Source organism: Knoellia sp. AC549, from assembly GCF_979258975.1.
Map to the genome: position 1 here is coordinate 2,545,443 of NZ_OZ409890.1, position 20,342 is coordinate 2,565,784.

Annotated in this window: 16 protein-coding genes; 11 read left to right on the forward strand and 5 right to left on the reverse strand. The window is 70.8% G+C overall.

The window, feature by feature from the left end; all coding sequences use genetic code 11:
• Positions 1-6: 6 nt before the first annotated feature.
• The 7 genes from alr to tsaD are packed head-to-tail and all read left to right on the forward strand — an operon-like array spanning position 7 to position 4,995.
• Entirely contained in the window at positions 7-1,182 is a 1,176-nt protein-coding gene (gene alr, locus ACZZ98_RS12465; protein WP_463516534.1) for an alanine racemase, read from the forward strand.
• Positions 1,182-2,372: an alpha/beta fold hydrolase gene (locus ACZZ98_RS12470; protein ID WP_463516535.1), complete on the forward strand. Its 1,191-nt coding sequence runs from the start codon at positions 1,182-1,184 to the stop codon at positions 2,370-2,372. The genes alr and ACZZ98_RS12470 overlap by 1 nt, the downstream gene beginning before the upstream one ends.
• Positions 2,369-2,824 carry a tRNA (adenosine(37)-N6)-threonylcarbamoyltransferase complex ATPase subunit type 1 TsaE gene (tsaE, locus tag ACZZ98_RS12475; RefSeq protein ID WP_463516536.1) on the forward strand — a complete coding sequence of 152 codons (456 nt, stop codon included), beginning with the start codon at positions 2,369-2,371 and terminating at the stop codon, positions 2,822-2,824. The genes ACZZ98_RS12470 and tsaE overlap by 4 nt, the downstream gene beginning before the upstream one ends.
• Entirely contained in the window at positions 2,818-2,958 is a 141-nt protein-coding gene (locus tag ACZZ98_RS12480) for a hypothetical protein (protein ID WP_463517828.1), read from the forward strand. The genes tsaE and ACZZ98_RS12480 overlap by 7 nt, the downstream gene beginning before the upstream one ends.
• The gene (gene tsaB / locus ACZZ98_RS12485; protein ID WP_463517777.1) at positions 2,955-3,476 is read left to right on the forward strand and encodes a tRNA (adenosine(37)-N6)-threonylcarbamoyltransferase complex dimerization subunit type 1 TsaB; all 522 of its coding nucleotides are present in this window, start codon (positions 2,955-2,957) and stop codon (positions 3,474-3,476) included. Before ACZZ98_RS12480 ends, tsaB begins: the two co-directional genes overlap by 4 nt.
• On the forward strand, positions 3,473-3,952 hold the full coding sequence (rimI, locus tag ACZZ98_RS12490; RefSeq protein ID WP_463516537.1) for a ribosomal protein S18-alanine N-acetyltransferase: 480 nt from the start codon (positions 3,473-3,475) through the stop codon (positions 3,950-3,952). The genes tsaB and rimI overlap by 4 nt, the downstream gene beginning before the upstream one ends.
• Positions 3,949-4,995 (forward strand): tRNA (adenosine(37)-N6)-threonylcarbamoyltransferase complex transferase subunit TsaD, encoded by a 1,047-nt coding sequence (tsaD, locus tag ACZZ98_RS12495; RefSeq protein ID WP_463516538.1) that lies wholly within the window; start codon positions 3,949-3,951, stop codon positions 4,993-4,995. Before rimI ends, tsaD begins: the two co-directional genes overlap by 4 nt.
• A 2-nt stretch (positions 4,996-4,997) precedes the next feature.
• Here tsaD and ACZZ98_RS12500 read toward each other — a convergent pair whose 3' ends face one another.
• A complete protein-coding gene (locus ACZZ98_RS12500; RefSeq protein ID WP_463516539.1) occupies positions 4,998-6,290 on the reverse strand; it encodes a glycoside hydrolase family 3 N-terminal domain-containing protein in 1,293 nt (430 codons plus the stop codon).
• Between the two features lie 38 nt (positions 6,291-6,328).
• Between ACZZ98_RS12500 and ACZZ98_RS12505 the strand changes: the two genes are divergently transcribed.
• Both ACZZ98_RS12505 and ACZZ98_RS12510 read left to right on the forward strand, forming a co-directional pair.
• The gene (locus ACZZ98_RS12505) at positions 6,329-7,300 is read left to right on the forward strand and encodes a nucleoside hydrolase (RefSeq protein ID WP_463516540.1); all 972 of its coding nucleotides are present in this window, start codon (positions 6,329-6,331) and stop codon (positions 7,298-7,300) included.
• The gene (locus ACZZ98_RS12510; RefSeq protein ID WP_463516541.1) at positions 7,300-8,136 is read left to right on the forward strand and encodes a PfkB family carbohydrate kinase; all 837 of its coding nucleotides are present in this window, start codon (positions 7,300-7,302) and stop codon (positions 8,134-8,136) included. Before ACZZ98_RS12505 ends, ACZZ98_RS12510 begins: the two co-directional genes overlap by 1 nt.
• A gap of 110 nt (positions 8,137-8,246) precedes the next feature.
• Here the strand turns inward: ACZZ98_RS12510 and ACZZ98_RS12515 are convergent, their stop codons facing one another.
• The 3 genes from ACZZ98_RS12515 to ACZZ98_RS12525 all read right to left on the reverse strand — a co-directional run bounded on the left by ACZZ98_RS12515 (position 8,247) and on the right by ACZZ98_RS12525 (position 12,591).
• Complete coding sequence (locus tag ACZZ98_RS12515) at positions 8,247-9,485, reverse strand: THUMP-like domain-containing protein (protein ID WP_463516542.1); 1,239 nt, start codon at positions 9,483-9,485, stop codon at positions 8,247-8,249.
• Positions 9,476-11,695, reverse strand: a complete 2,220-nt coding sequence (locus tag ACZZ98_RS12520; RefSeq protein WP_463516543.1) for a SpoIID/LytB domain-containing protein — start codon at positions 11,693-11,695, stop codon at positions 9,476-9,478. The genes ACZZ98_RS12515 and ACZZ98_RS12520 overlap by 10 nt, the downstream gene beginning before the upstream one ends.
• Before the next feature lie 65 nt (positions 11,696-11,760).
• Positions 11,761-12,591: a GNAT family N-acetyltransferase gene (locus tag ACZZ98_RS12525; protein ID WP_463516544.1), complete on the reverse strand. Its 831-nt coding sequence runs from the start codon at positions 12,589-12,591 to the stop codon at positions 11,761-11,763.
• Positions 12,592-12,857: 266 nt separating this feature from the next.
• Between ACZZ98_RS12525 and groES the strand changes: the two genes are divergently transcribed.
• Positions 12,858-13,151 carry a co-chaperone GroES gene (gene groES, locus ACZZ98_RS12530; RefSeq protein ID WP_380087636.1) on the forward strand — a complete coding sequence of 98 codons (294 nt, stop codon included), beginning with the start codon at positions 12,858-12,860 and terminating at the stop codon, positions 13,149-13,151.
• 139 nt (positions 13,152-13,290) lie between these two features.
• On the forward strand, positions 13,291-14,910 hold the full coding sequence (gene groL / locus ACZZ98_RS12535) for a chaperonin GroEL (RefSeq protein ID WP_463516545.1): 1,620 nt from the start codon (positions 13,291-13,293) through the stop codon (positions 14,908-14,910).
• A 189-nt stretch (positions 14,911-15,099) separates the two neighbouring features.
• Here the strand turns inward: groL and ACZZ98_RS12540 are convergent, their stop codons facing one another.
• The gene (locus tag ACZZ98_RS12540) at positions 15,100-20,181 is read right to left on the reverse strand and encodes a GH92 family glycosyl hydrolase (RefSeq protein ID WP_463516546.1); all 5,082 of its coding nucleotides are present in this window, start codon (positions 20,179-20,181) and stop codon (positions 15,100-15,102) included.
• Positions 20,182-20,342: the final 161 nt, after the last annotated feature.

The window sequence follows — 20,342 nt, forward strand, 5'->3', positions numbered from 1 at the left end:
CGCCTCATGACCACGCCAGCCGCCCCCGTCTCCGCCACGCCGCCCGAGGGCGCGTCGGCGTGGGTGACGATCGACCTCGACGCGATCTCCGACAACGTCCGGGAGCTCGACCGCCGCTCACCCGGTGCCGAGGTCATGGCCGTCGTCAAGGCCGACGCCTACGGGCACGGGCTCGTGCCGAGTGCCCGCGCGGCCGTCGCCGGTGGAGCGACCTGGCTCGCCGTCGCCCAGCTGCGCGAGGCCTTGCAGCTGCGGGCCGCCGGCGTCGCGACCCCGCTGCTCACCTGGCTCTATGTGCCCGGGGTCGACTTCGGCGCGGCCATCGACGCCGACATCGACATCTCGGTCTCGGCGCCCTGGGCACTCGACGCCGTCGTCTCGGCCGCGCGCGAGTGCGGCCGCACCGCCCGCATCCACGTCAAGGTCGACACCGGCCTCGCGCGCAACGGCGCCCTGGGCCAGGGCTGGACCGACCTCGTGGCCGCGCTCGGGCCCGTCGTCGCAGAGGGCGCCGTCGAGGTCATCGGCGTCTGGTCGCACTTCGCCCTCGCCGACGCCCCCCAGCACCCCACCGTCCTGGCGCAGCGCGAACGCTTCGTGGAGGCGGCAGCGGAGCTCGAGCGAGCCGGCATACGCCCGCCGTTGAGGCACCTCGCCAACTCCGCCGCCACGCTCACCAACTCCGAGGCCCACTTCGACGTCGTCCGCCCCGGACTGGCGGTCTATGGCCTCTCGCCGGTGCCGGACCTCGGCGCACCGCACGACTTCGGCCTGCGCGAGGCGATGCGGGTGACCGCACGACTGGCCCTGGTCAAGAAGGCGTCGGCCGGACAGGGCGTGAGCTACGGCCACGTCTACACGACTCCCCACGACACCGTGCTCGGCCTCGTCCCGGTCGGTTATGCCGACGGCATCCCGCGGCACGCCGGCAACGTCGGACCGGTCAGGGTCGGCGACCGTCGCCTCACCGTCGCCGGACGAGTCTGCATGGACCAGTTCGTGCTCGACCTGGGAGCGGAGTATGCCGGCGGTGCCGGTGACGAGGTCGTCATCCTCGGGCGTGGGGTCGACGGCGAGCCCACCGCGCAGGACTGGGCCTCGGCGATCGACACCATCAACTACGAGATCGTCACGCGCATGAGCGACCGGCTGCCGCGGGTCTTCGTCGTAGGCGGCGCCTGATGGGCGGCGTGGGCAGGGCGGTCGGACTCGGCGCGGCAGCAGCCGCGGCTGCGGGCGCCGCAGCGGCCGGAGTGGCTGCCGACCGTGCTGCCGCGGGCAGGCGCCGGCTGAGCGCACTCGACCCCACCGGTGGTTTCGAGCACACGGCCGACCTGGAGCTCAAGGTCATCGCGACGGACGGTCTCAACCTGCACGTCGAGGTCGACACTCCCGCCGACCTCGACCCCGCCCTGCCGACCATCGTCCTGTCGCACGGCTTCTGCCTCAGCCTGCGCGGGTGGGTGCTGCAGCGTCGGGCCCTCGTCGAGGCGGGATACCGCGTCGTCCTCTGGGACCAGCGCAGCCACGGGAGGTCCGAGGTCTCCGACCTCGAGCACTGCACCATGGACCAGCTCGCCCACGACCTGCGTGCCGTCATCGACGCCACCTGCCCGGAGGGGCCCCTCGTCCTCGTCGGTCACTCGATGGGTGGCATGACGACCATGGCCTTCACCCGGCTCCACGCCGAGCTCGTGCGGGACCGCGTCCTGGCCGTGGCCTTCATCGCGACCGCCGCGGGGGGAGAGGGACTGACCGAGCTGGGGATGGGATCACTGTTCGGTCGCACCATCGGGCAGGCGGGTCCGCGGGTGCTGTCACGCCTGGCGCCACACCAGAGGTGGCTCGCACCGGTGCGGCGGCTCGGCCGCAACGTCGAGAACGTGCTCGTCGACAGGTTCTCGTTCGACTCGCCGGTGAGTGAGCAGACCGTGCGCTTCGCCGCCGAGCTCATCCTCGCGACTCCGCTCGAGGTCATGGCGGCATTCCTCCCGGTCCTCCGGCGGCACGACGAGCACGAGGCGTTGGCCTCGCTCCTCGACAAGCAGGTGCTCGTCGTCAACGGCACCGGGGACCTCCTCACTCCGCCGGCTCGCAGCGAGGAGATCGTCGAACGGCTGCCAGGGTCCGAGCACGTCGTCGTCGAGCACTCCGGCCACCTCATCATGCTCGAGCACCCCGAGCTCGTGACCGGACAGGTCCTCGCCCTCATCGGCCGGGCCGAGGCCGGTGCCGCTGCGGGCTCGACCGGCGACCGACCGCGGGTGCGTCGCAAGGTCATCGACATCGCGAAGGGTTCTCAGGTGCGCAGGGCCCGGGCCGAGGCGAAGTCGGACAGCAAGAGCAAGCGCAAGCGCAAGGTCACGTCGTGACCGGACGGCGGCTCCTGACGGCCGACGACACCCGCGCATTCGGCGTGGCCCTCGCAGCCGGCCTGCGGGCGGGCGATCTCGTCATCCTCACCGGGGGTCTGGGCGCCGGCAAGACCACCCTCACGCAGGGCCTTGCGGAGGGTCTGGAGGTCCGTGGCCCGATCACCTCGCCGACCTTCGTCATCGCCCGGGTCCACCCCTCGCTCGGGGACGGCCCGGCACTCGTGCACGTCGACGCGTACCGCCTTGGTGGGCTCGCCGAGCTCGACGACCTCGACCTCGACACCTCGCTCGACGAGAGCGTCACCGTCGTCGAGTGGGGCCACGGACTGGCCGAGGAGCTCTCCGACGACAGGCTCGAGGTCACCCTCGAGGCCGATCCCGCGACCGAGTCCCGAACCGCCGTCGTCACCGGACACGGCGAGCGCTGGAAGGCTGGCCCGCCGTGCTGATCCTCGCCATCGACACCTCGACCTCGGCGATCACGGTCGCCCTGCACGACGAGACCCGGGCGGTGGCGGCGAGCTCCACCTCGACGCCCGTGCCCACACCGAGTGGCTCGCCCCCCTCATCGCGTCCTGCCTGACGGATGCGGGGAAGCGACCCGCCGACCTGACCGGCGTGGCGATCGGTGTCGGCCCCGGGCCGTTCACCGGTCTGCGCGTCGGCATGGTCACCGGCCTGACGATGGGTCACGCCCTCGGGGTTCCTGTCCACGGTGTCTGCGGTCTCGACGTCCTTGCGACGCAGGCTGCCGCGCTGGTGGACGGTGAGCTGCTCGTCGCCACCGACGCTCGCCGCAAGGAGGTCTACTGGGCCCGGTATGCCGTCCGCTCCGGTGTCGTCGACCGGCTCACCGATCCGGCAGTCGACCGGCCCGCGGACCTCCCGGACGAGGTCCGCTCACTGCCCGTGGTCGGGCGCGGCCCGGGGCTCTACCCGGAGCTGTTCCCCCGGGCGCTGCCCGTCCTCGACGTCGACGCCGCCGTGTTGGGGCGAGTGGCCGTGGCCCGGATCCGGGCGGGCGAACCGATGCCGGTCGAGCCGCTCTACCTGCGTCGCCCCGATGCGCTGACCTCGGCCGAGCGAGCGGCGCGCGCATGACTGCTGCCGTGCTGACCGGGCTGCGTGGGCTGGCCTGGACCGACATCCCCGACCTCGTCGCGCTCGAGACCGAGGCCTTCCCCAACGACGCCTGGAGCGAGGCGTCCTGGTGGGGTGAGCTCGCGGGTCGGCCGCGCCGTGACTACGTCGTCGTGCACCGCGAAGGGAAGCTGGCGGCATACGCCGGTCTCGACCACGGCGGACAGGTCGCGGACCTCATGACGATCACGGTCGCACCCGCGCACCGAGGGTCCGGGCTGGGTGCAGCCCTGCTCGACGAGCTCGAGGAGCGCGCGGCAGCAGCCGGAGGCGAGGCCCTGATGCTCGAGGTGCGGGCCGACAACGCGCCGGCGCGGGCGCTCTATGACCGACGGGGCTACGCCGTGCTCACGGTCCGTCGCGGCTACTACCAACCGGGCAACGTGGACGCCCTGGTGATGCGCAAGATGTTGGCACAGAACGGAACTGGCTCATGAGTGTCGAACAGCCCCTCGTCCTCGGCATCGAGACGTCGTGCGACGAGACCGGGGTGGGCATCGTCCGCGGCGAGACCCTGCTCGTCGACGCTGTCGCGAGCAGTGTCGACGACCACGCACGTTTTGGCGGGGTCGTGCCCGAGGTCGCCAGTCGCGCACACCTCGAGGAGATGGTGCCGACGATCGAGCGGGCCTGCCGCGAGGCGGGCGTGCAGCTGCGTGACCTCGATGCCATCTCGGTGACGTCAGGTCCGGGGCTGGCGGGATCGCTCATGGTGGGGGTGGCGTCGGCCAAGGCCTTGGCGCTGTCCCTCGGCATTCCGCTCTACGGCGTCAACCACCTCGCGTCACACGTCGCCGTGGACATCGTCGAGCACGGGCCACTGCCGGAGCCGACGATGGCCCTGCTCGTCTCAGGTGGGCACTCGTCCCTGCTGCTCGTCCCCGACGTCACGAGCGACATCCGCAGCCTCGGCTCGACGATCGACGACGCGGCGGGTGAGGCCTTCGACAAGGTGGCCAGGGTGCTGGGGCTGCCGTTCCCCGGCGGTCCGCACATCGACCGGATGGCGCGCGACGGTCAGGTCACCATCGACTTCCCGCGCGGTCTGACCACGGGGCGCGACATGGAGCGCCACCGCTTCGACTTCTCGTTCTCGGGCCTCAAGACCGCGGTGTCGCGGTGGGTGCAGGCCAAGCAGGCGGCGGGGGAGGCGGTGCCCGTCGCCGACGTGGCCGCGTCCTTCCAGGAGGCCATCGTCGACGTGCTCACTCGCAAGGCGGTGCTCGCCTGTCGGGAGCAGGGTGCCGAGAACCTGCAGATCGGCGGTGGGGTGGCGGCCAACTCCCGCCTTCGGGCCATGGCCCAGTCGCGCTGCGATGCTGCGGGGATCGAGCTGCGCGTGCCGCGCCCCGGGCTGTGCACCGACAACGGCGCCATGGTCGCCGCACTCGGTGCCCAGATGGTGCTCAAGGGTCGGGACGCGTCGCGCCTCGACCTGCCCGCCGACTCGTCGATGCCGGTCACGCAGGTCCAGAACTGAGCTCAGCCGCAGGTGACGAGGCCCATCCGCTCCTTGAGCGCGATGACGCGCAGCACCGAGGCGTCGACGAGCGTCGCGAAGCCCTCATCGGCGCGGGCCCTGTCCGCAAGGGCCTGGGTCATCGCCGGGACCGACTCGGGATCGCCGGTGAGCAGGATGTCGCCCCCTGCCTCGATGTAGGTCGTGGCCCGTCGTGCGGCGGGGATGGATCGGACGGCCTTGGCGTTGATGTCGTCGGTGATGACGACCCCGTCGAACCCGAGCTGGCCCCGCAGCAGGTCCGTGATGATCGGCTTGCTGAACATGGCCTGGGTCCTGGAGGGGTCCAGCCCCGGATAGCGCGCCGAGCTCACCATGACCAGGCCCGCGCCCGCCTTGACCCCGGCAGTGAAGGGGGCGAGGAACGGGTCATCTCTCGTGGCAACGGAGTCCGTGATGCCGGTGGTGTTGAAGTCGGTGTTGTTCTCGACCCGACCCAGGCCGGGGAAGTGCTTGACCGTGCCCATGACCCCGCCCTCGATCATGCCCCTGAGGAACGCTGTCGACGCCTTCTCGACCGTGGCCGGGGTGGAGCCGTACTGACGGGCGAACTTGCCGATCGGCTCGTTGCCACGACCGATCTCGGCTGGCACGGTGTCGGTCACGGGGGCGAGGTTGACGTTGATCCCGACCGCCTTGAGCTCGCCGGCCCAGCCCTTGGCGGCGGCGGTGAGCTCGCTCGACGACATCTGTGCCTGGACCTTGGCCGAAGGCACCTTGGAGAAGCCCTCACCACGCAGCTGGCGCACCTCGCCACCTTCCTGGTCGGCGGCGAGAAGCAGAGGTATGCCGGCCGTCGCGTCGTCCGTCGCCTGCGCCTGGAGGTGTGCGCTGGTCTCCCTGACCCGGGCCGCGCCGTCCCATCCACCCAGGTAGATGACGTTGCCCATGTGATGGTCGGCGATGAGGCCGTCGAGCGCGGTGCGGGTGGCCGCGGTGTCGAAGGCGACCATGAGGAGCTGCCCGAGCGCCTGCTCCTCGGTCAGCGCATCCGCCGTCTGGCGGGCGCAGGCGCTGACGTCGGTCGCCTCGCCCGACGGGGACGGGCTGGAGGTCTCGGACGCGCTGGCCGACGGCGACGAGGGGGTGCTGGCGGGCGTGGTGGCCCCGGACGGACTGCGCGAGCCTGCGCCGGTCGACGGGGAGTCCTCGGGGGTCCCGCCACCTGAGCAGCCGGCGGCGAGGGCGCCCGCCAGAGCGATCGAGACGGCGGCGGCGAAGCCGGGTCGGACAATGGCCGTGGAGCGTGAAGTCACCCGACGACGCTAGCCGACCCACGGCATACCCTCGCTCCATGGCCCTCCCCGTGATCCTCGACGTCGACACCGGAGTGGACGACGCCTGCGCCCTGCTCCTGGCGACCCTGCACCCCGACCTGGACCTGCGCGCCGTCACCTGTGTCGGCGGGAACGCCCCGCTGCCCGATGTCCTCCGCAACACCCTCACCGTGCTCGAGGCCTGCGACGCGACCTCCGTCCCGGTCGGTGCCGGTGCCTCGCACCCGCTCCTGGAGCGACCGGTTGATGCCCGTCACGTCCACGGTGACGACGGGATGGCCGACCTCGGCTGGCCCGCACCGCAGGGCGTCGTCGACCCGCGCCACGCGGTCGACCTGCTGCGCGAGACGGTCGATGCCGCGGCCGCCGAGGGCACCCCCGTCACGCTGGTGCCGCTGGCTCCGATGACCAACATCGCGCTCTTCGCGCGCATGTATCCCGAGTCGTTCGCCAGGATCGGTCGCATCGTCTTCATGGGAGGCGGTGCGATGGTGAGCAACGCGACGGCCTCGGCGGAGTTCAACGTCTTCCACGACCCCGAGGCCACGGCCGTCGTGCTCGACGCGAGCGTCGACCACCACGTGCCGGTCACGATGTACGGCCTCGACGTCTTCTACGCACCCCAGGTCACCCTTGCCGAAGCCGATAAGCTCGCCGCCCTCGACGAGCGTGGACCGGGCGCCCTCGGTGCGGGCCTGATCCGCTTCATGAGCCGGCGCTTCGACCGTGGCAGTGCCTCGATCGGCGACGCCGGTGCGGTGGCCCTGCTCCTCGATCCCGGTGCCGTCCGGACCGAGCGGCTGCCCGTCCGGGTCGAGCTGGCCGGCACCTGGACCCGGGGCCGCACCATCGTCGACACCCGCGACTGGACCGGCGACATGGACCACGACCCTCATGGGCTGGCCCACGCGCACGTCGACGTCGCCCTCGAGATCGACGGGCCCCGCATCGCCGGGCTCTGGCTCGACACGGTCAGGAGTGCCCGCTGATGGGACGGGTCATGGTCTTCGGGTCGCTCAACGTCGACCTCGTCACCCGCGTCGAACGCCACCCCAGCCCCGGAGAGACCCTGCTCGGCGAGGGCCTCGAGCGGCTGTCCGGCGGCAAGGGAGCCAACCAGGCCGTCGCCGCCGCTGCCGCCGGGGCCGAGGTGCTCATGGTCGGGTGCGTCGGCGGCGACAGCGGAGGCGCGGCCTACGTCGAACGCCTGCGCCAGAGGGGGATCGACGTCTCCCGGATCCGCACCGTCCCCGGCGAGCCCAGCGGCCACGCCCTCATCGCCGTCGACGACCGCGGTGAGAACACCATCATCGTCATCCCCGGAGCCAACGACGCGCTCGACCACACCGAGATCTATGCGGTCGACGCGCTCGGTCCCGGCGACGTCCTCCTGCTCCAGCTCGAGGTGCCGCTCACGGTGGTCTGTGCTGCCGCCCGTCGCGCGGCGCACCTCGGCGCGCGGGTCGTCATCAACACGGCGCCGTATGCCGCCCTCCCGCCCGACGTCGTCGCCCTCGCCGACCCCGTGGTCGCCAACGAGCACGAGATGGTCGCGCTCGCCGAGTCCGGTGCCGAGCCCCGGTCCCTCCTCGTCACCTTCGGCGCGAACGGCGTCACCTGGGACGGCGACACCGCCCCCGCCCATGACGTCCCACTGGCCGAGGTCGCCGACACCACCGGAGCCGGAGACGCCTTCTGCGGCGCCCTCGCAGCAGCCCTCGCCACCGGCGCCGACCGAGAGGCCGCCCTGCAGGCCGCCCTCGCAGCAGGAGCAGCCGCCGTCCGCCACCCAGGAGCCCAACCCGACCCCGCGCTGGGGGGATGAGCGGCAATACTGCTGTTCGCCGCTGGCTGGGCCTGGCGGGAGCGCGCAGTGCGCTCAGCGCGCGAAGCGCGGATGGGACTGCGGCGAACAGCAGTGTTGCTGCGAAGGGTCTACGCGGGGGAGACGATGAGGGCGACGGGGGAGCCTCCGACGCGGGTCAGGACGACCGTGGCCTGCTCACCACGACCGGCCTTGGTGCCGATCCTGAGGTCGCGCCGCAGCTGCTCGTCATCGAGCCGCACCCCGCGCTTCTTGATCGTCAGCCCGGTGATGCCGTGTTCGCGCAGCCAGGCACGCAGGGTCTTGACGCCGAAGGGCATCGCCTCGTGGACGGCATACCGCCGGGTGTAGGCGAGCGAGACGTTGCGTGAGGTGAGCACGTAGCCGGTGCCCTCGTCCGACTCCGTGCCTTCGGTGGCCCGGGTCACGGCTCCCACGAGGCCCGCCCGGATGACGGCCTTGTCGACGTCGTGGAGCCAGCCGCCCACCTCGCGCAGGGACGTGGCGGTGGGTGGCACGGGGTCCGACATCGACTCGGTGACGACGACCGGCGTCGAGTCCGGCCCCATGACCCGGGCGGTGCGACCCGGGGTCGTCGCGAGGGGTCCCCACCAGAGCGCGCACTCGACGACGTCGCCGGCCCACGAGGTCCACTGGGCCTCGGCGCCGTCGGGGATCGCGGCATGGTCGAAGCCCGGGCTGAGCTTGACGCCCGTGGCGGGAACCGCGGCGGCGACCTGCTGGACGAAGTCCCACGACGGCGAGAGCTCGTCGAGCCGGAAGGTCCGCCGGGTCCGACCGGTGATGTCGGCGACCCCCCGGGTGCGGCGTGCCGGGTCGAGCCAGGCACCGACCCGGTTACGGCCCGGGTCGACCCCGAACTCCGCGTCCTCGGCATGACCGACGCGGGCGCGCGAGTCCGGCCACGGCCGCAGGTTGGCGTCGGCGACGGCAGCGGTGACCGGGTCGGAGTCGACGGCGCGCACGGTCACACCGAGGGAGGACAGGGTCACGGCGTCGGCCCCGATCCCACAGCCGAGGTCGTGGACGGTCGCCAGGCTCGCCCGGCTGAACCGGTGTGCGTGGGCGACTGCGACCTCGAGCCGCGTGGCCTGCTCGAGGCCGTCGGGGGTGAAGAGCATGTCGGAGGCGAACTCCCCGAACTTCGCGGTCGCCTTGGCGCGCAGGCGCTGCTGGGTCAGGGCGGCGGCCGCGAGCTCCGGTGGGTGGCCCGCACGGCGGAGCTGGTCCTGGAGGGTGAGGGCGGAGGAGCCGTTGTAGGGAGGGAGCGAGCGGAGGAGCTCCTGTCCCTCGGGGGCAGTCAGCGCCCTCACCGTGCTCACGTCCACTGGCCCAGCCTCTCACTTCGCGACCGCCGCTCGTCCCGCGAGTCTCGGGGAACGAGCACCCGAGAAGGAGCTCGCTCACCGAAGGTCATCGCCTGCCACCCCGACCCGATCCGGACACGTGAGCTGACACCGCCCGTGCCGTCGCCCAGGTAGGCCCACAGCCGCCCGCCGCCGTCTCGGGTGATCAGGTCCGTGCGGCGGTCGCCGTTGAAGTCGCCGGGTCCGGAGAGGGCGGTGAAGCTGCCCCAGGTCACGTGCCGCTTGCCCAGGTAGGTCCCGCTCGCGGAGAACCGAAGCAGGTGCAGGGCACCCGTCCGGTGGTTGCCGACCAGGTCCGGACCGCCGTCTCCGTCGAAGTCCCCGACTGCGCCCAGCTCGCGGTAGTCCTGCCACCCGGAGCCTTTGCTGACCTTGGGCAGGAGGGTTCCGGCGCCGTTGGTGCGGTGGAGCCACAGGGTGCCGGCGGTGTCGCGCGCCAGGAGGTCCACGTGCCCGTCGCCGTCGAGGTCGCCGGGTGCGAGGAGGGTGTCGACGCCCTGCCAGCCGTCACTGATGCTTCTGCTCGAGACGATGCGGCCGGTGCCGTCGCTCTTGTGCAGCGTGAGGGTTCCCGACGTGGAACGCGTCAGGAGGTCGGGCATGCCGTCCCCCGAGAAGTCTCCCGGCGCGACGATCTCGGGTGAGGCGGGGAAGTTGGTGACGATGGCCGACCTGGGCAGCAGGCCGCCTCGACCGTTGCCGTGGTAGTTCCAGAGGGTTCCGTTGGCGTCCCGGGCGACGAGGTCGGAGAAGGCGTTGCCGGCGAAGTCGGTCCCGACCGAGGAGCCCACCGGGATGAACCAGGTGGAGCGCAGGTTGAGGGTGCTGCGGAAGGTCTCGGCGCCGACGCTGCGGGTGCCCGCGCTGCCGGTGAGGACGACGGAGGTGGCCCGCCCTCCGAAGAAGGCGCCCTTGGCGTCCCGGGAGAACGTCATCGAGCGGAACGTGCCGATGCTCGGCCAGGCATTCTCGATCGCCGTCACCGGCATGGTCAGGTAGGACCACGTGTCGGGCGCCTCGGCGTACACGCCGTCGTAGGGATCGGCCTTGGCGACCTGGTAGAGGACCGAGGAGCCGACGACCTGGCCGCCGTTGGTCGAACTGAACTCCGTGTGCGCGATGGCGGTGCCGTACTTGCGCACCTGCCCGCTCGTCGCCGTGACCGCGGCGTCGGAGTTCGGGTGCTCCGGGTTGGAGCTGGTCAGGCCGGGATAGACCTGGCAGGCCGTGGTGTCGCAGATGTCGAAGCCGTCCGGGCTGCCGAGCCGCGCGCCGGTGTAGGACCGCGCTGCGACGGCCTGGGCCTTGACGGCCTCAAGACCCCAGGACGCCGGCATCTCCGCCGGCACCACGGAGCGCAGGTAGCTGTCCATCGCGAGGACGTTGACGGTCCCGAAGGTGTTGACGGTGGTGCCACCCCGCAACGTCACCGGAGTCGCCCGCAGGCCACCGCGGTAGGCGCGGTTGCCCGACGGGGTCCGCAGGGTCAGGACCGAGCCGGCCAGCGAGCCGTCGCCCACGAACGTGAGGTGCTTGGCCGTCGAGAAGCCGGTGCAGCTCGTCGCCAGGGGCCACCAGCCGGTGGACCCGGAGGACTTGGTGTAGTAGCCCTCGACCTTCCAGCCGGCCGTCGTCCGGCTGGCACGCCAGGAGACGGCGTTCGAGGGTGCGAGCGAGGCGGTGCACGTCCCGTTGGTGACCGTCAGGCCCGGCTCGCCCGCGACCACGGTGGGGCCACTGCCCATCCCGGTGATCCGCACCCGGACCTCGGGGTTGCCGATGCTGGCCGTGGTTGTGCCGGGGTAGTAGAAGTCGAGGATCTGGGCCACGGTGCGCCCCTGGCTCGCCGCGCCGCGCGCACCCCACTGCGACATCCCACGCCCGTGGCCGAAGCCCCGCCCGGTCAGCCCGACGACCGGGGCCGTCGCCGCGACCGTGGCTGTGGCAACGGCCCCGGTGGTCGCAGCTGCCGCGCCCTCACGGCCGGGCTGGGTGGCCAACGTGTCGGCCACCGCAGCCTCGGAGACCGACACGTCCGAGACCGCAACCCGGGGCAGCTGCGCCGGACGCGCCGCCGAGTCCCGAACCACTGCGGACGAGGTGGTCGCCGCAGCGGTCATCGGGGCCGCGAGAAGGACCGCCGCAGCCGCGACCGAGGTGAGACGGTTCATAGGATCAGCTTTCCCCAGTGTGCGGCGACGACAGGCAGTCCACGTGCCCACGCATCCCGTGTCGATCAGACGGTCGTGCTGCTGGCACTTTTCCACACATAGGGCGTCGTGGTCGACACCTTGACGAGACCGGATCGCTCGAGGATCGGGCGCGAGAACTCGGTCGAGTCGCTGTTGATCCACCTCTTGCCCTGCGCGATGGCCGAACGGGCGCGAGCAGCCGTCAGGGCGCGGTAGATGCCGCGACCGCGGTGCTCCGGCCTCGTGGCCCCACCCCAGATGCCGGCGAAGTCGGTGCCCTCCACCGGTTCGAGGCGGCCGGCGCTCACGATCGAGCCTGCCTCCTCGGCGACCCAGAGCTCCATGTCGGTGCGGGTGCGGAACCGGTGGATGATCTGCTCGTAGTGCGCCTCGGTCTCGGTCGGGTCGTCGCCGAACACCTCGCACTGCATGTCGACCATGGCCCGGACGTCTGCCTCGTCGTGCAGCTCGCGCACCGTGACGCCGGCCGGGAGCGCGAGGTCGAGCGCCAGCAGGGCCGCGTCGCCGATCATCACCGACTCGGTCTCCTCCGCCTCGAACCCGGCGTCGACGAGGGCGTCGTGCAGGCCCGGCGCGTGGTCGTGTCCCCGGCTCTTCCACTCGACTGCGGTGATCTCCGGGGCCGCCCGGTAGTGATCGAGGACGGCCGCGACGAGCGCACGAACCGACGCCTCCGTCGCAGGCCCGGCCGCGGTGCCGAGCTCGCGGTAGGTGACGAACCCCCGCCCGCCGACGTAGGTCGCGAGGACCAGTGGACCGAGCTCGGCGACACTCACCGCCGAGGGGACCTCGGCCTCGCGACGGAGCTGGTCGTCGTAGGCCTGGAGCAGGGCGGGGGCGTCGATGTCGGTCATGGTGGTGACCCTTGCCCTCGCGCGGCCGGGCCGCAAACGCTTTTCCCCCGCCCTGCGCCCTCAGCGAACACGAGGACAACCTTTGGCACTCGAGTTGACCGAGTGCTAACCGGCGACCTAGATTTGGGTCGTTGGCACTCGCCCGGTGTGAGTGCCAGCGCAGGCGGACCGGCTCGACCCCCGCGACGGCGTGTCGGATCCACAGTTCTGCGCACTATGCAGCTCATCTGTCCACCTTCGACTCATCCCAAAGGGGAGGTCACACAGTGTCGGTTTCCATCAAGCCGCTCGAGGACCGCATCGTCATCAAGTCGCTCGAGGCCGAGCAGACGACGGCATCCGGTCTCGTCATCCCGGACACCGCGAAGGAGAAGCCCCAGGAGGGCGAGGTCCTCGCGGTCGGCCCCGGTCGCATCGACGACAACGGCAACCGTGTCCCGCTCGACGTCAACGTCGGCGACAAGGTCATCTACAGCAAGTACGGCGGCACCGAGGTCAAGCACGGCGGCGAGGAGTACCTCATCCTCTCCGCGCGCGACGTCCTCGCCGTCGTTTCCTGATCATCCAAGAGCACAGGCTGAACGAGTCCTGATTCGCTCTGAACCACCACGTATGCCGTGGGCCCACCTCCCACGGTGAGCCCACGGCATACGTGCTTCTGCCCGGCAACGCACCACCACTGACTACTGAAGGACACACATGGCCAAGGAACTGGAGTTCAACGACTCCGCCCGCAAGGCGCTGGAGCGTGGCGTCGACGCCCTCGCCAACGCCGTCAAGGTGACGCTCGGTCCGAAGGGCCGCAACGTCGTTATCGACAAGAAGTGGGGCGCCCCCACGATCACCAACGATGGCGTGACCATCGCCCGCGAGATCGAGCTCGAGGACGCCTACGAGAACCTCGGCGCACAGCTCGCCAAGGAGGTCGCGACCAAGACCAACGACGTCGCCGGTGACGGCACGACGACCGCGACGGTCCTCGCCCAGGCCATGGTCCGCGAGGGTCTGCGCAACGTCACCGCCGGTGCGGCTCCGGCCGGACTCAAGCGCGGCATGGACAAGGCGGTCGACGCCGTCTCGGAGAAGCTGCTCGAGACCGCGCGTGAGGTCGACGGCAAGGACGAGATCGCGTCCGTCGCCTCCCTGTCCGCCCAGGACAAGGAGATCGGCGCCACGATCGCCGACGCGTTCGACAAGGTCGGCAAGGACGGCGTCATCACCGTCGAGGAGTCCTCGACCGCCTCCACCGAACTCGAGTTCACCGAGGGCATGCAGTTCGACAAGGGCTACATCTCGCCCTACTTCGTCACCGACCCCGAGCGCATGGAGGGTGTCCTCGAGGACGCCTACGTCCTCATCAACCAGGGCAAGATCTCGGCGATCGCCGATGTCCTCCCGATCCTCGAGAAGGTGGTCCAGTCGGGCAAGCCGCTCGTGATCATCGCCGAGGACATCGACGGTGAGGCACTGTCGACGCTCGTCGTCAACAAGATCCGCGGCACGTTCAACGTCGTGGCCGTCAAGGCTCCGGGCTTCGGAGACCGCCGCAAGGCGATGCTCCAGGACATCGCCGTCCTCACCGGTGGCCAGGTCATCGCGGAGGAGGTCGGGCTCAAGCTCGACCAGGCCGACCTCACGGTCCTCGGTCAGGCGCGCCGCGTCGTCGTCACCAAGGACACGACCACGATCATCGACGGCTCGGGCGACTCCTCCGAGGTCACCGGCCGGGTCAACCAGATCAAGGCCGAGATCGAGCGCACCGACTCCGACTGGGACCGCGAGAAGCTCCAGGAGCGCCTCGCCAAGCTCGCCGGTGGCGTCTGCGTCATCAAGGTCGGTGCCCACACCGAGGTCGAGCTCAAGGAGAAGAAGCACCGCATCGAGGACGCCATCTCGGCGACCCGCGCGGCCATCGAGGAGGGCATCGTCGCCGGTGGCGGCTCCGCTCTCATCCAGGCCGTCAAGGTCATCGACACCCTGGGCCTCGAAGGTGACGAGAAGGTCGGCGCCACCATCGTGCAGAAGGCCGCGGCCGAGCCGCTGCGCTGGATCGCCGAGAACGCCGGCCTCCAGGGCTACGTCGCCGTCGCCAAGGTCTCCGAGCTGGAGCCGGGCATGGGCCTCAACGCCGCGACCGGTGAGTACGAGGACCTCGTCAAGGCCGGCGTCATCGACCCGGTCAAGGTGACTCGCTCCGCGCTGCGCAACGCCGCGTCGATCGCGTCGATGGTCCTCACCACCGACACGCTCGTCGTCGAGAAGAAGGTCGACGAGGAAGCCGGTGCCGGCCACGGCGGCGGCCACGGCCACTCGCACTGAGCCTGACCTGAGGCCTCACGGCCCAACCGCAAGAAACGCGTATGCCGCGTGCTCCCGTACAGGGGGAGCACGCGGCATACGCGTTTCTGCAGGTGCTTGACCCGACTTTGTCCCGCCTGACCCCGGATGCCAGCCGGGGTCGAGCGGAGCATTATCGGGTGACCCGATAATGCTCCGCCCGCCCGAGTGTCAGGTGACGGTGACCGTCACCGACGCGAGCGTGTCGTTGCGACTGTCACCGACGAGGACGCGGGCCGTGTAGGTCCCGGGAGTCGCCCAGGCGTGCGAGCCGGTGAGCGTGGCCGTGCCGTCGCCAGCGACCGTCACGGTGGCGTCCGTGGTGGGGCTGCCGTCGCCCCAGGCGACGCGGGCGGTGTAGCCCGTTGCCGCCGGCACGCCACCGGTGACCGTGCCGAGCGTCACCGAGGAGGCGACACCCGCCTTCGCGGTCGCGCCCGTCGCCGGGGTGACGGTGATCGGAGCGCCGTTGTCGGCGACCGCGAACACGTGGATCCGACCGGCCGAGCGGGGGTCACCCGTCTGGGTCGGCAGCGTCACCGACGCCACGGTCTTGCCCGCGGGGATGGTCAGCGGCGCGGTCGCGAACAGCTTGAGGTGGCAGCCGTCCGTGCTCGTGCCGTTGAGCCTCGACGTCATCTCGACGGCGATCGTGTTGCCGAACTGGGCCGAGCCACACCAGTCTCCGTACTGGATCGGGTATGCCGTGGTGGTGCCGTCCGTGAACGTCACCGTGCCGACGGTGTCCTGGTTGCGCTGGGTGGCCGTGCCGATGAGGCTCAGCTTCGTGGCACCCGGGGCGAGGGTGACGGGCAAGGTCTGCCCGGCTCCGGTGGCGTTGTCGTTCTCACCGGCGGGGATCGCCGGCATCGACCAGCGCAGGTCGGTGCCCGGGACGGTGAGCAGCTTGCCCGGTGAGGCACCGGCCTCGACGAGGGCGGGACGCGAGATGCCCGCCTGGCCGCCGTCGCACTTGCTCTGCTCGCCCGGGTCGCCGATGCACACGAGGTTGAAGCCCGAGGCGTACGACGGCACGACGGCCTGGTGGACCGTCACGCCTCCGATGGCGCTGACCGTGCCCTTGCTGTCCTTCACGGTGACGACGGTCTCGTAGTAGCCCGGCTCGGTGTAGGTGTGCGCACCCTTGACCGAGTAGGACCCGAGGTCGCCCGCCGTGATGGTTCCGGCCGAGGTGGCGCCGTCACCCCACGCGATGGTGGCCGAGTAGTCGGCCGCCGACGTGCCCTTGCCGCCGGAGAAGGTGCCGACGTTGCCGCCGATCTCCTGGCCCTCGATGCCCTCGAGGCTGGTCGACGCACTCACCTTGACGCCGGTGTTCTGCGCCTTGGAGCCGTCGGTGAGGAACTCCACCTCGGACAGGGTCGGCGTCCCGGTGCTCGCCGTGACGACGAGTCGGTATGCCGTGTAGGTGCCGGGCGTGGCGATCTTGAACGGCCGCGTCTGCGTGCGCCAGGCAAAGCTCTGGCCGGTGCGGCTGTCGATCGTCTCCCAGGTCCTGCCGTCCTTGCTTCCCTCGACCCGCCACGCGGAGGGCTCTCCCGCGGCGGCGCCGTTGGTCAGCGAGTAGAACGTCGCGCGCTGGCCGATGCCGGACAGCGAGTACGTCACCGACGGCGTGGCCGTGCTGAACGTCGTCGACGTCGTGGAGCTGTTGTCGAACAGCGCGCCGGGGGTGGTCGCCGTCGGCGCGGTGATCGTGCCCGCGTTGGGCCCGGTCGCGTCCCGCAGGGGAGCCGGCAGGGCGTCTCCCTTGGTCACCGACGGCGGGGCCGCGTTGGCCTTGGTCCCGTAGTCGGACGGCGTGGCGCCCATGGCGAAGTCGATCGTCGTCGGGCCCGCGAGCTTGTCGTGCGGGATCGAGACACCCTTGTGCCCCTCACCGTTGACGGTGAGCTTCTGCACGTAGATGTTGCGCTCCGAGTTGTTCGGGGCGTTGACGACGAGGTCTCCCTTGGTGCGGTGCACGGTCGCCTTGGTGAACTTCGGCGACCCCACGGCCCACTCCGCCGATCCGACCTGGAGCGGGTAGATGCCGAGCGAGGAGAGGGTGTTCCAGGCCGACTGCTCGCCGTTGTCCTCGTCACCCGGGTAGCCCTGGCCGATGTCGCCACCGACGTAGAGGCGACGCAGGATCTCGCGCACCGTCTCGGCGGTCCGGTGGTGCTTGCCGGTCCAGTTGTACATGTAGGGGATGTGGTGCGAGACCTGGTTGCTCATCCCGAACATGCCCATCCGGACGTCGCGGGCCTCGGTGATCTCGTGGATGATCCCGCCGTAGCTCCCGGGCTTGGTCCCGGTCTCCGGCGTCGAGTAGAACTCGTCGAGCTTGTCGGCCATCGCCTCGCGTCCTCCGAGGAGGTTGGCGAGCCCGTTGCCGTCGTGCGGCGCGTGGAAGGCGAAGTTCCAGCCGTTGGTCTCGGTGTAGCCGCCACCCCAGACCTCGGGGTCGAAGTTCGGCGCGAACTCACCGTTGGCCGAACGCACCCGCAGGAACCCGGACTCGGGGTCGAAGTGGTTCGTGTATGCCGTGGAGCGCTTGAGGAAGTACTCGGACTCCTCCTTGAGGGTGGCCTGCCGTGCAGCCGGGACGCTGGGGTCCGTGGCGAGCTTGGCTGCCTGGTTGCCGATGCCGAAGTCGTTGATCATGCCCTCGAGGCCCCAGGACACGCTCTCGTGCGTGCTCTCGGGGGTGAAGCCGAGGAACGTCGACGACGCGAGGCCCTTGCGTCCCACACCCGAGGACGGGGGGAGGACGGTGGCGTTCTTGAGAGCCGCGTCGTAGGTGCCCACCTTGTCCGGCAGGGCCACGCCCTTGACGAAGGCGTCGGCGAACGAGACGTCCGAGCTGGTGCCCGTCATGAGGTCGGCGTAGCCCGGCGAGGACCAGCGCGCGACCCATCCACCGTCGCGGTACTGCTGGACGAAGCCGTCAGCGATCTCCGCGGCGATCTCCGGGTAGAGCAGCGAGTAGGCCGGCCACACGGTCCGGTAGGTGTCCCAGAAGCCGTTGTTGACGTAGATCTTGCCGTCCTTGACGGGGGCGTTGGTCGTCGTCGCCGTGGCGCTGCCCGACTTGGCCGACACCGGGCTCGCGTACTGGTAGCGAGGAGCCGCTGCCGTGCCGGTGTTCTCGAACTGGCTGTTCGGGTAGAGGTTGAGGCGGTAGAGGTTCGAGTAGAGCGTGCGCAGGTCTGCGTCGCTCGCCCCCTCGACCTCGACGACCGAGAGACGCTCGTCCCACTTGGCCTTGGCGTCGCCCTGCACGTCGTTGAACGTGCGTCCGGCGAGCTCGAAGCCGTGGTTGCGCTTGGCCTGGTCGAGCGAGATGAACGACGTCGCGAGCCGCAGCTCGACGTCGCGGTCGGTCGCGGTGTCGAACTTCGCGTAGCGGGTGCCGGTGTGCCCGTTCGGGGCCACGCCGGTCGCCGTGGCGGCGCGGTCGAACGTGCCGTGCACGAACATGCGGCTGCGACCCACGGAGAGCCCGCTGCCGTTGTCGACCCAGCCGCTCATCGTGCCCGCGGCGGCGTCGACGGTGAAGGTGCCGTTGTTGTCGACGGTGTCGAAGACGAGGTTGCCCGTCGGGGCCGACGCCGGGAAGGTGAAGCGGTAGACGCCACCGTGGTCCGCGGGGGCGGTCTCGGCGATGAGCCCGCCGTCGAGGTTCACGCGGTAGTGGTCCGGGCGGGCGACCTCATCGGTGTGGTCGAAGGGGATGGCCCGTCCGGAGGCGCTTCCGGTCGGCACGCCCTGGGCGATGGAGGGCATGACCGACATCTGGTTGCGGTCACCCATCCAGGGGGACGGCTCGTGCGAGATGCCGAGGCCCTGCAGGGTCGGGCGGTTCTGCGCGTTGTTGCCCTGCTGCCAGTAGTACTGCCAGGACTGGGAGTTGGCGTCCGTGACCGGGGTGAAGAAGGTGAAACCGTTGGGGACGGCGCTGATCGGCAGGTTGTTGCCTCGCGAGAACGACCCGCTGGAGTTGGTTCCGCGACGCACGTCAACGGCATACGTCGGGCTGGAGCGGTCGAGCGCTGCCGGTGCGGGGTCGATCTTGATGTCGTCGACCCATCCGCTGAAGGTCGTCTCCTTCGTGGGCTTCGCGGTGTTGTCGTAGCCGAGGAGGATCGCGTCGATCGTCTTGCCCTTGGCCTGGGGGCCGAGCTCGATGACGACCGAGTTCCACTGCGACGCATAGAGGATCTTGCCGACGCCCTGTCCGTTGGGCGAGGCCGACGTCCGGTAGCTGTCGGTGGCGCCGAGGGCGGAGAGGAGCGTGCCGTCGGTGAACCGCAGGTCGACGGCCGTGTAGGTCGACGGGTAGGTCAGGTCACCCGACACCATCTCCGGGAGGATCTTGTAGGTCAGCTGGGACCGGTCGCCGACCGGGACGTCGACGTCGAAGAGGCGGTTCCAGCCGAAGCCGCGGCCCTCGGCCGTGTGGCGGCCGCCGTAGCGCATCGACTTGACGCCGGTCCAGCCGACGAGGGGCTTGATGTTGAAGCCGGAGCGGGGCCCCGAGCCGACCGTGGTGGCCATGGGGAGGATCTCGGTCGGGTTCGACTCGATGTCACCGAAGAGACCCCAGTCCGCGAGCTGCACGATGTTGCCGCTCTGGTTGGCCGTGACGTCGAGGCGGTAGAAGGCGTAGTCGCCGGGCGTCGTCACGGTGAAGGTCCGCTTGACCTTGCGGCCCGAGAAGGTGACGCCGCTGCGCTGGTCGATGTCGACCCAGGTCGTGCCGTCGCTCGATCCCTGGAGCGTGACGTTGCGGGGGTCCCGCTCTGGGGCGTCGTCGGCGGAGGTCATGGACCACGTGAGGGCGCGCTTGGCTCCCGAGAGCTGGTAGCGGACCCAGCCGGTCGAGGCGAAGGCGAGCCACTTCGTGTCCGGGTTGGCGTCGGCGAGGTTGGACGCCACCTCGCCGGGGGCGTTCTGGGCACTGGCCGTGACGCCGGTGACCGAGCCCAGGAGGCTCCCGTCCGCGGCGGCGCCGCCAGTGACGTTCTGCTGGCGCGGTCCGGTCGGCTCGACCTCGACCGTCGACTGGAGGGGCTGGGGCTGGCCGGTCTCGAACGAGGTCGACCACTCACCGCCCTCCACGGCTGCTGTGGGTGCTGCGGGTGCGGCAGCGGGGGAGGCCGCGGCTGCGGACCCGGAGGCGGAAGCCCACCCGAGTGCGAGCGCTACGGCTCCTGCTGTCAGTCCTCTAGGGACGGCGGTGATGCGCATTCTTCCTCCGGGCTCGTCGTTGAGCGTCTCCGGTCGTCCGTGACCGGTCCTCTCCCACGACCCTGTCTGTATGCCGCCCGCACCGCAACGTCCACCCCCCACCTTGTCCGGTGAGGACATACGATCGGACAAGCACGCTGGTTTGGCACCCAGTCCCGTGC

Coding starts and splice junctions, on each gene's coding strand:
- ACZZ98_RS12525 (WP_463516544.1), bottom strand. CDS start 12,591: ATGACCGACATCGACGCCCCCGCCCTGCTCCAGGCCTACGACGACCAG.
- groL (WP_463516545.1), top strand. CDS start 13,291: ATGGCCAAGGAACTGGAGTTCAACGACTCCGCCCGCAAGGCGCTGGAG.
- rimI (WP_463516537.1), top strand. CDS start 3,473: ATGACTGCTGCCGTGCTGACCGGGCTGCGTGGGCTGGCCTGGACCGAC.
- ACZZ98_RS12505 (WP_463516540.1), top strand. CDS start 6,329: ATGGCCCTCCCCGTGATCCTCGACGTCGACACCGGAGTGGACGACGCC.
- ACZZ98_RS12470 (WP_463516535.1), top strand. CDS start 1,182: ATGGGCGGCGTGGGCAGGGCGGTCGGACTCGGCGCGGCAGCAGCCGCG.
- ACZZ98_RS12540 (WP_463516546.1), bottom strand. CDS start 20,181: ATGCGCATCACCGCCGTCCCTAGAGGACTGACAGCAGGAGCCGTAGCG.
- ACZZ98_RS12520 (WP_463516543.1), bottom strand. CDS start 11,695: ATGAACCGTCTCACCTCGGTCGCGGCTGCGGCGGTCCTTCTCGCGGCC.
- tsaD (WP_463516538.1), top strand. CDS start 3,949: ATGAGTGTCGAACAGCCCCTCGTCCTCGGCATCGAGACGTCGTGCGAC.
- alr (WP_463516534.1), top strand. CDS start 7: ATGACCACGCCAGCCGCCCCCGTCTCCGCCACGCCGCCCGAGGGCGCG.
- ACZZ98_RS12510 (WP_463516541.1), top strand. CDS start 7,300: ATGGGACGGGTCATGGTCTTCGGGTCGCTCAACGTCGACCTCGTCACC.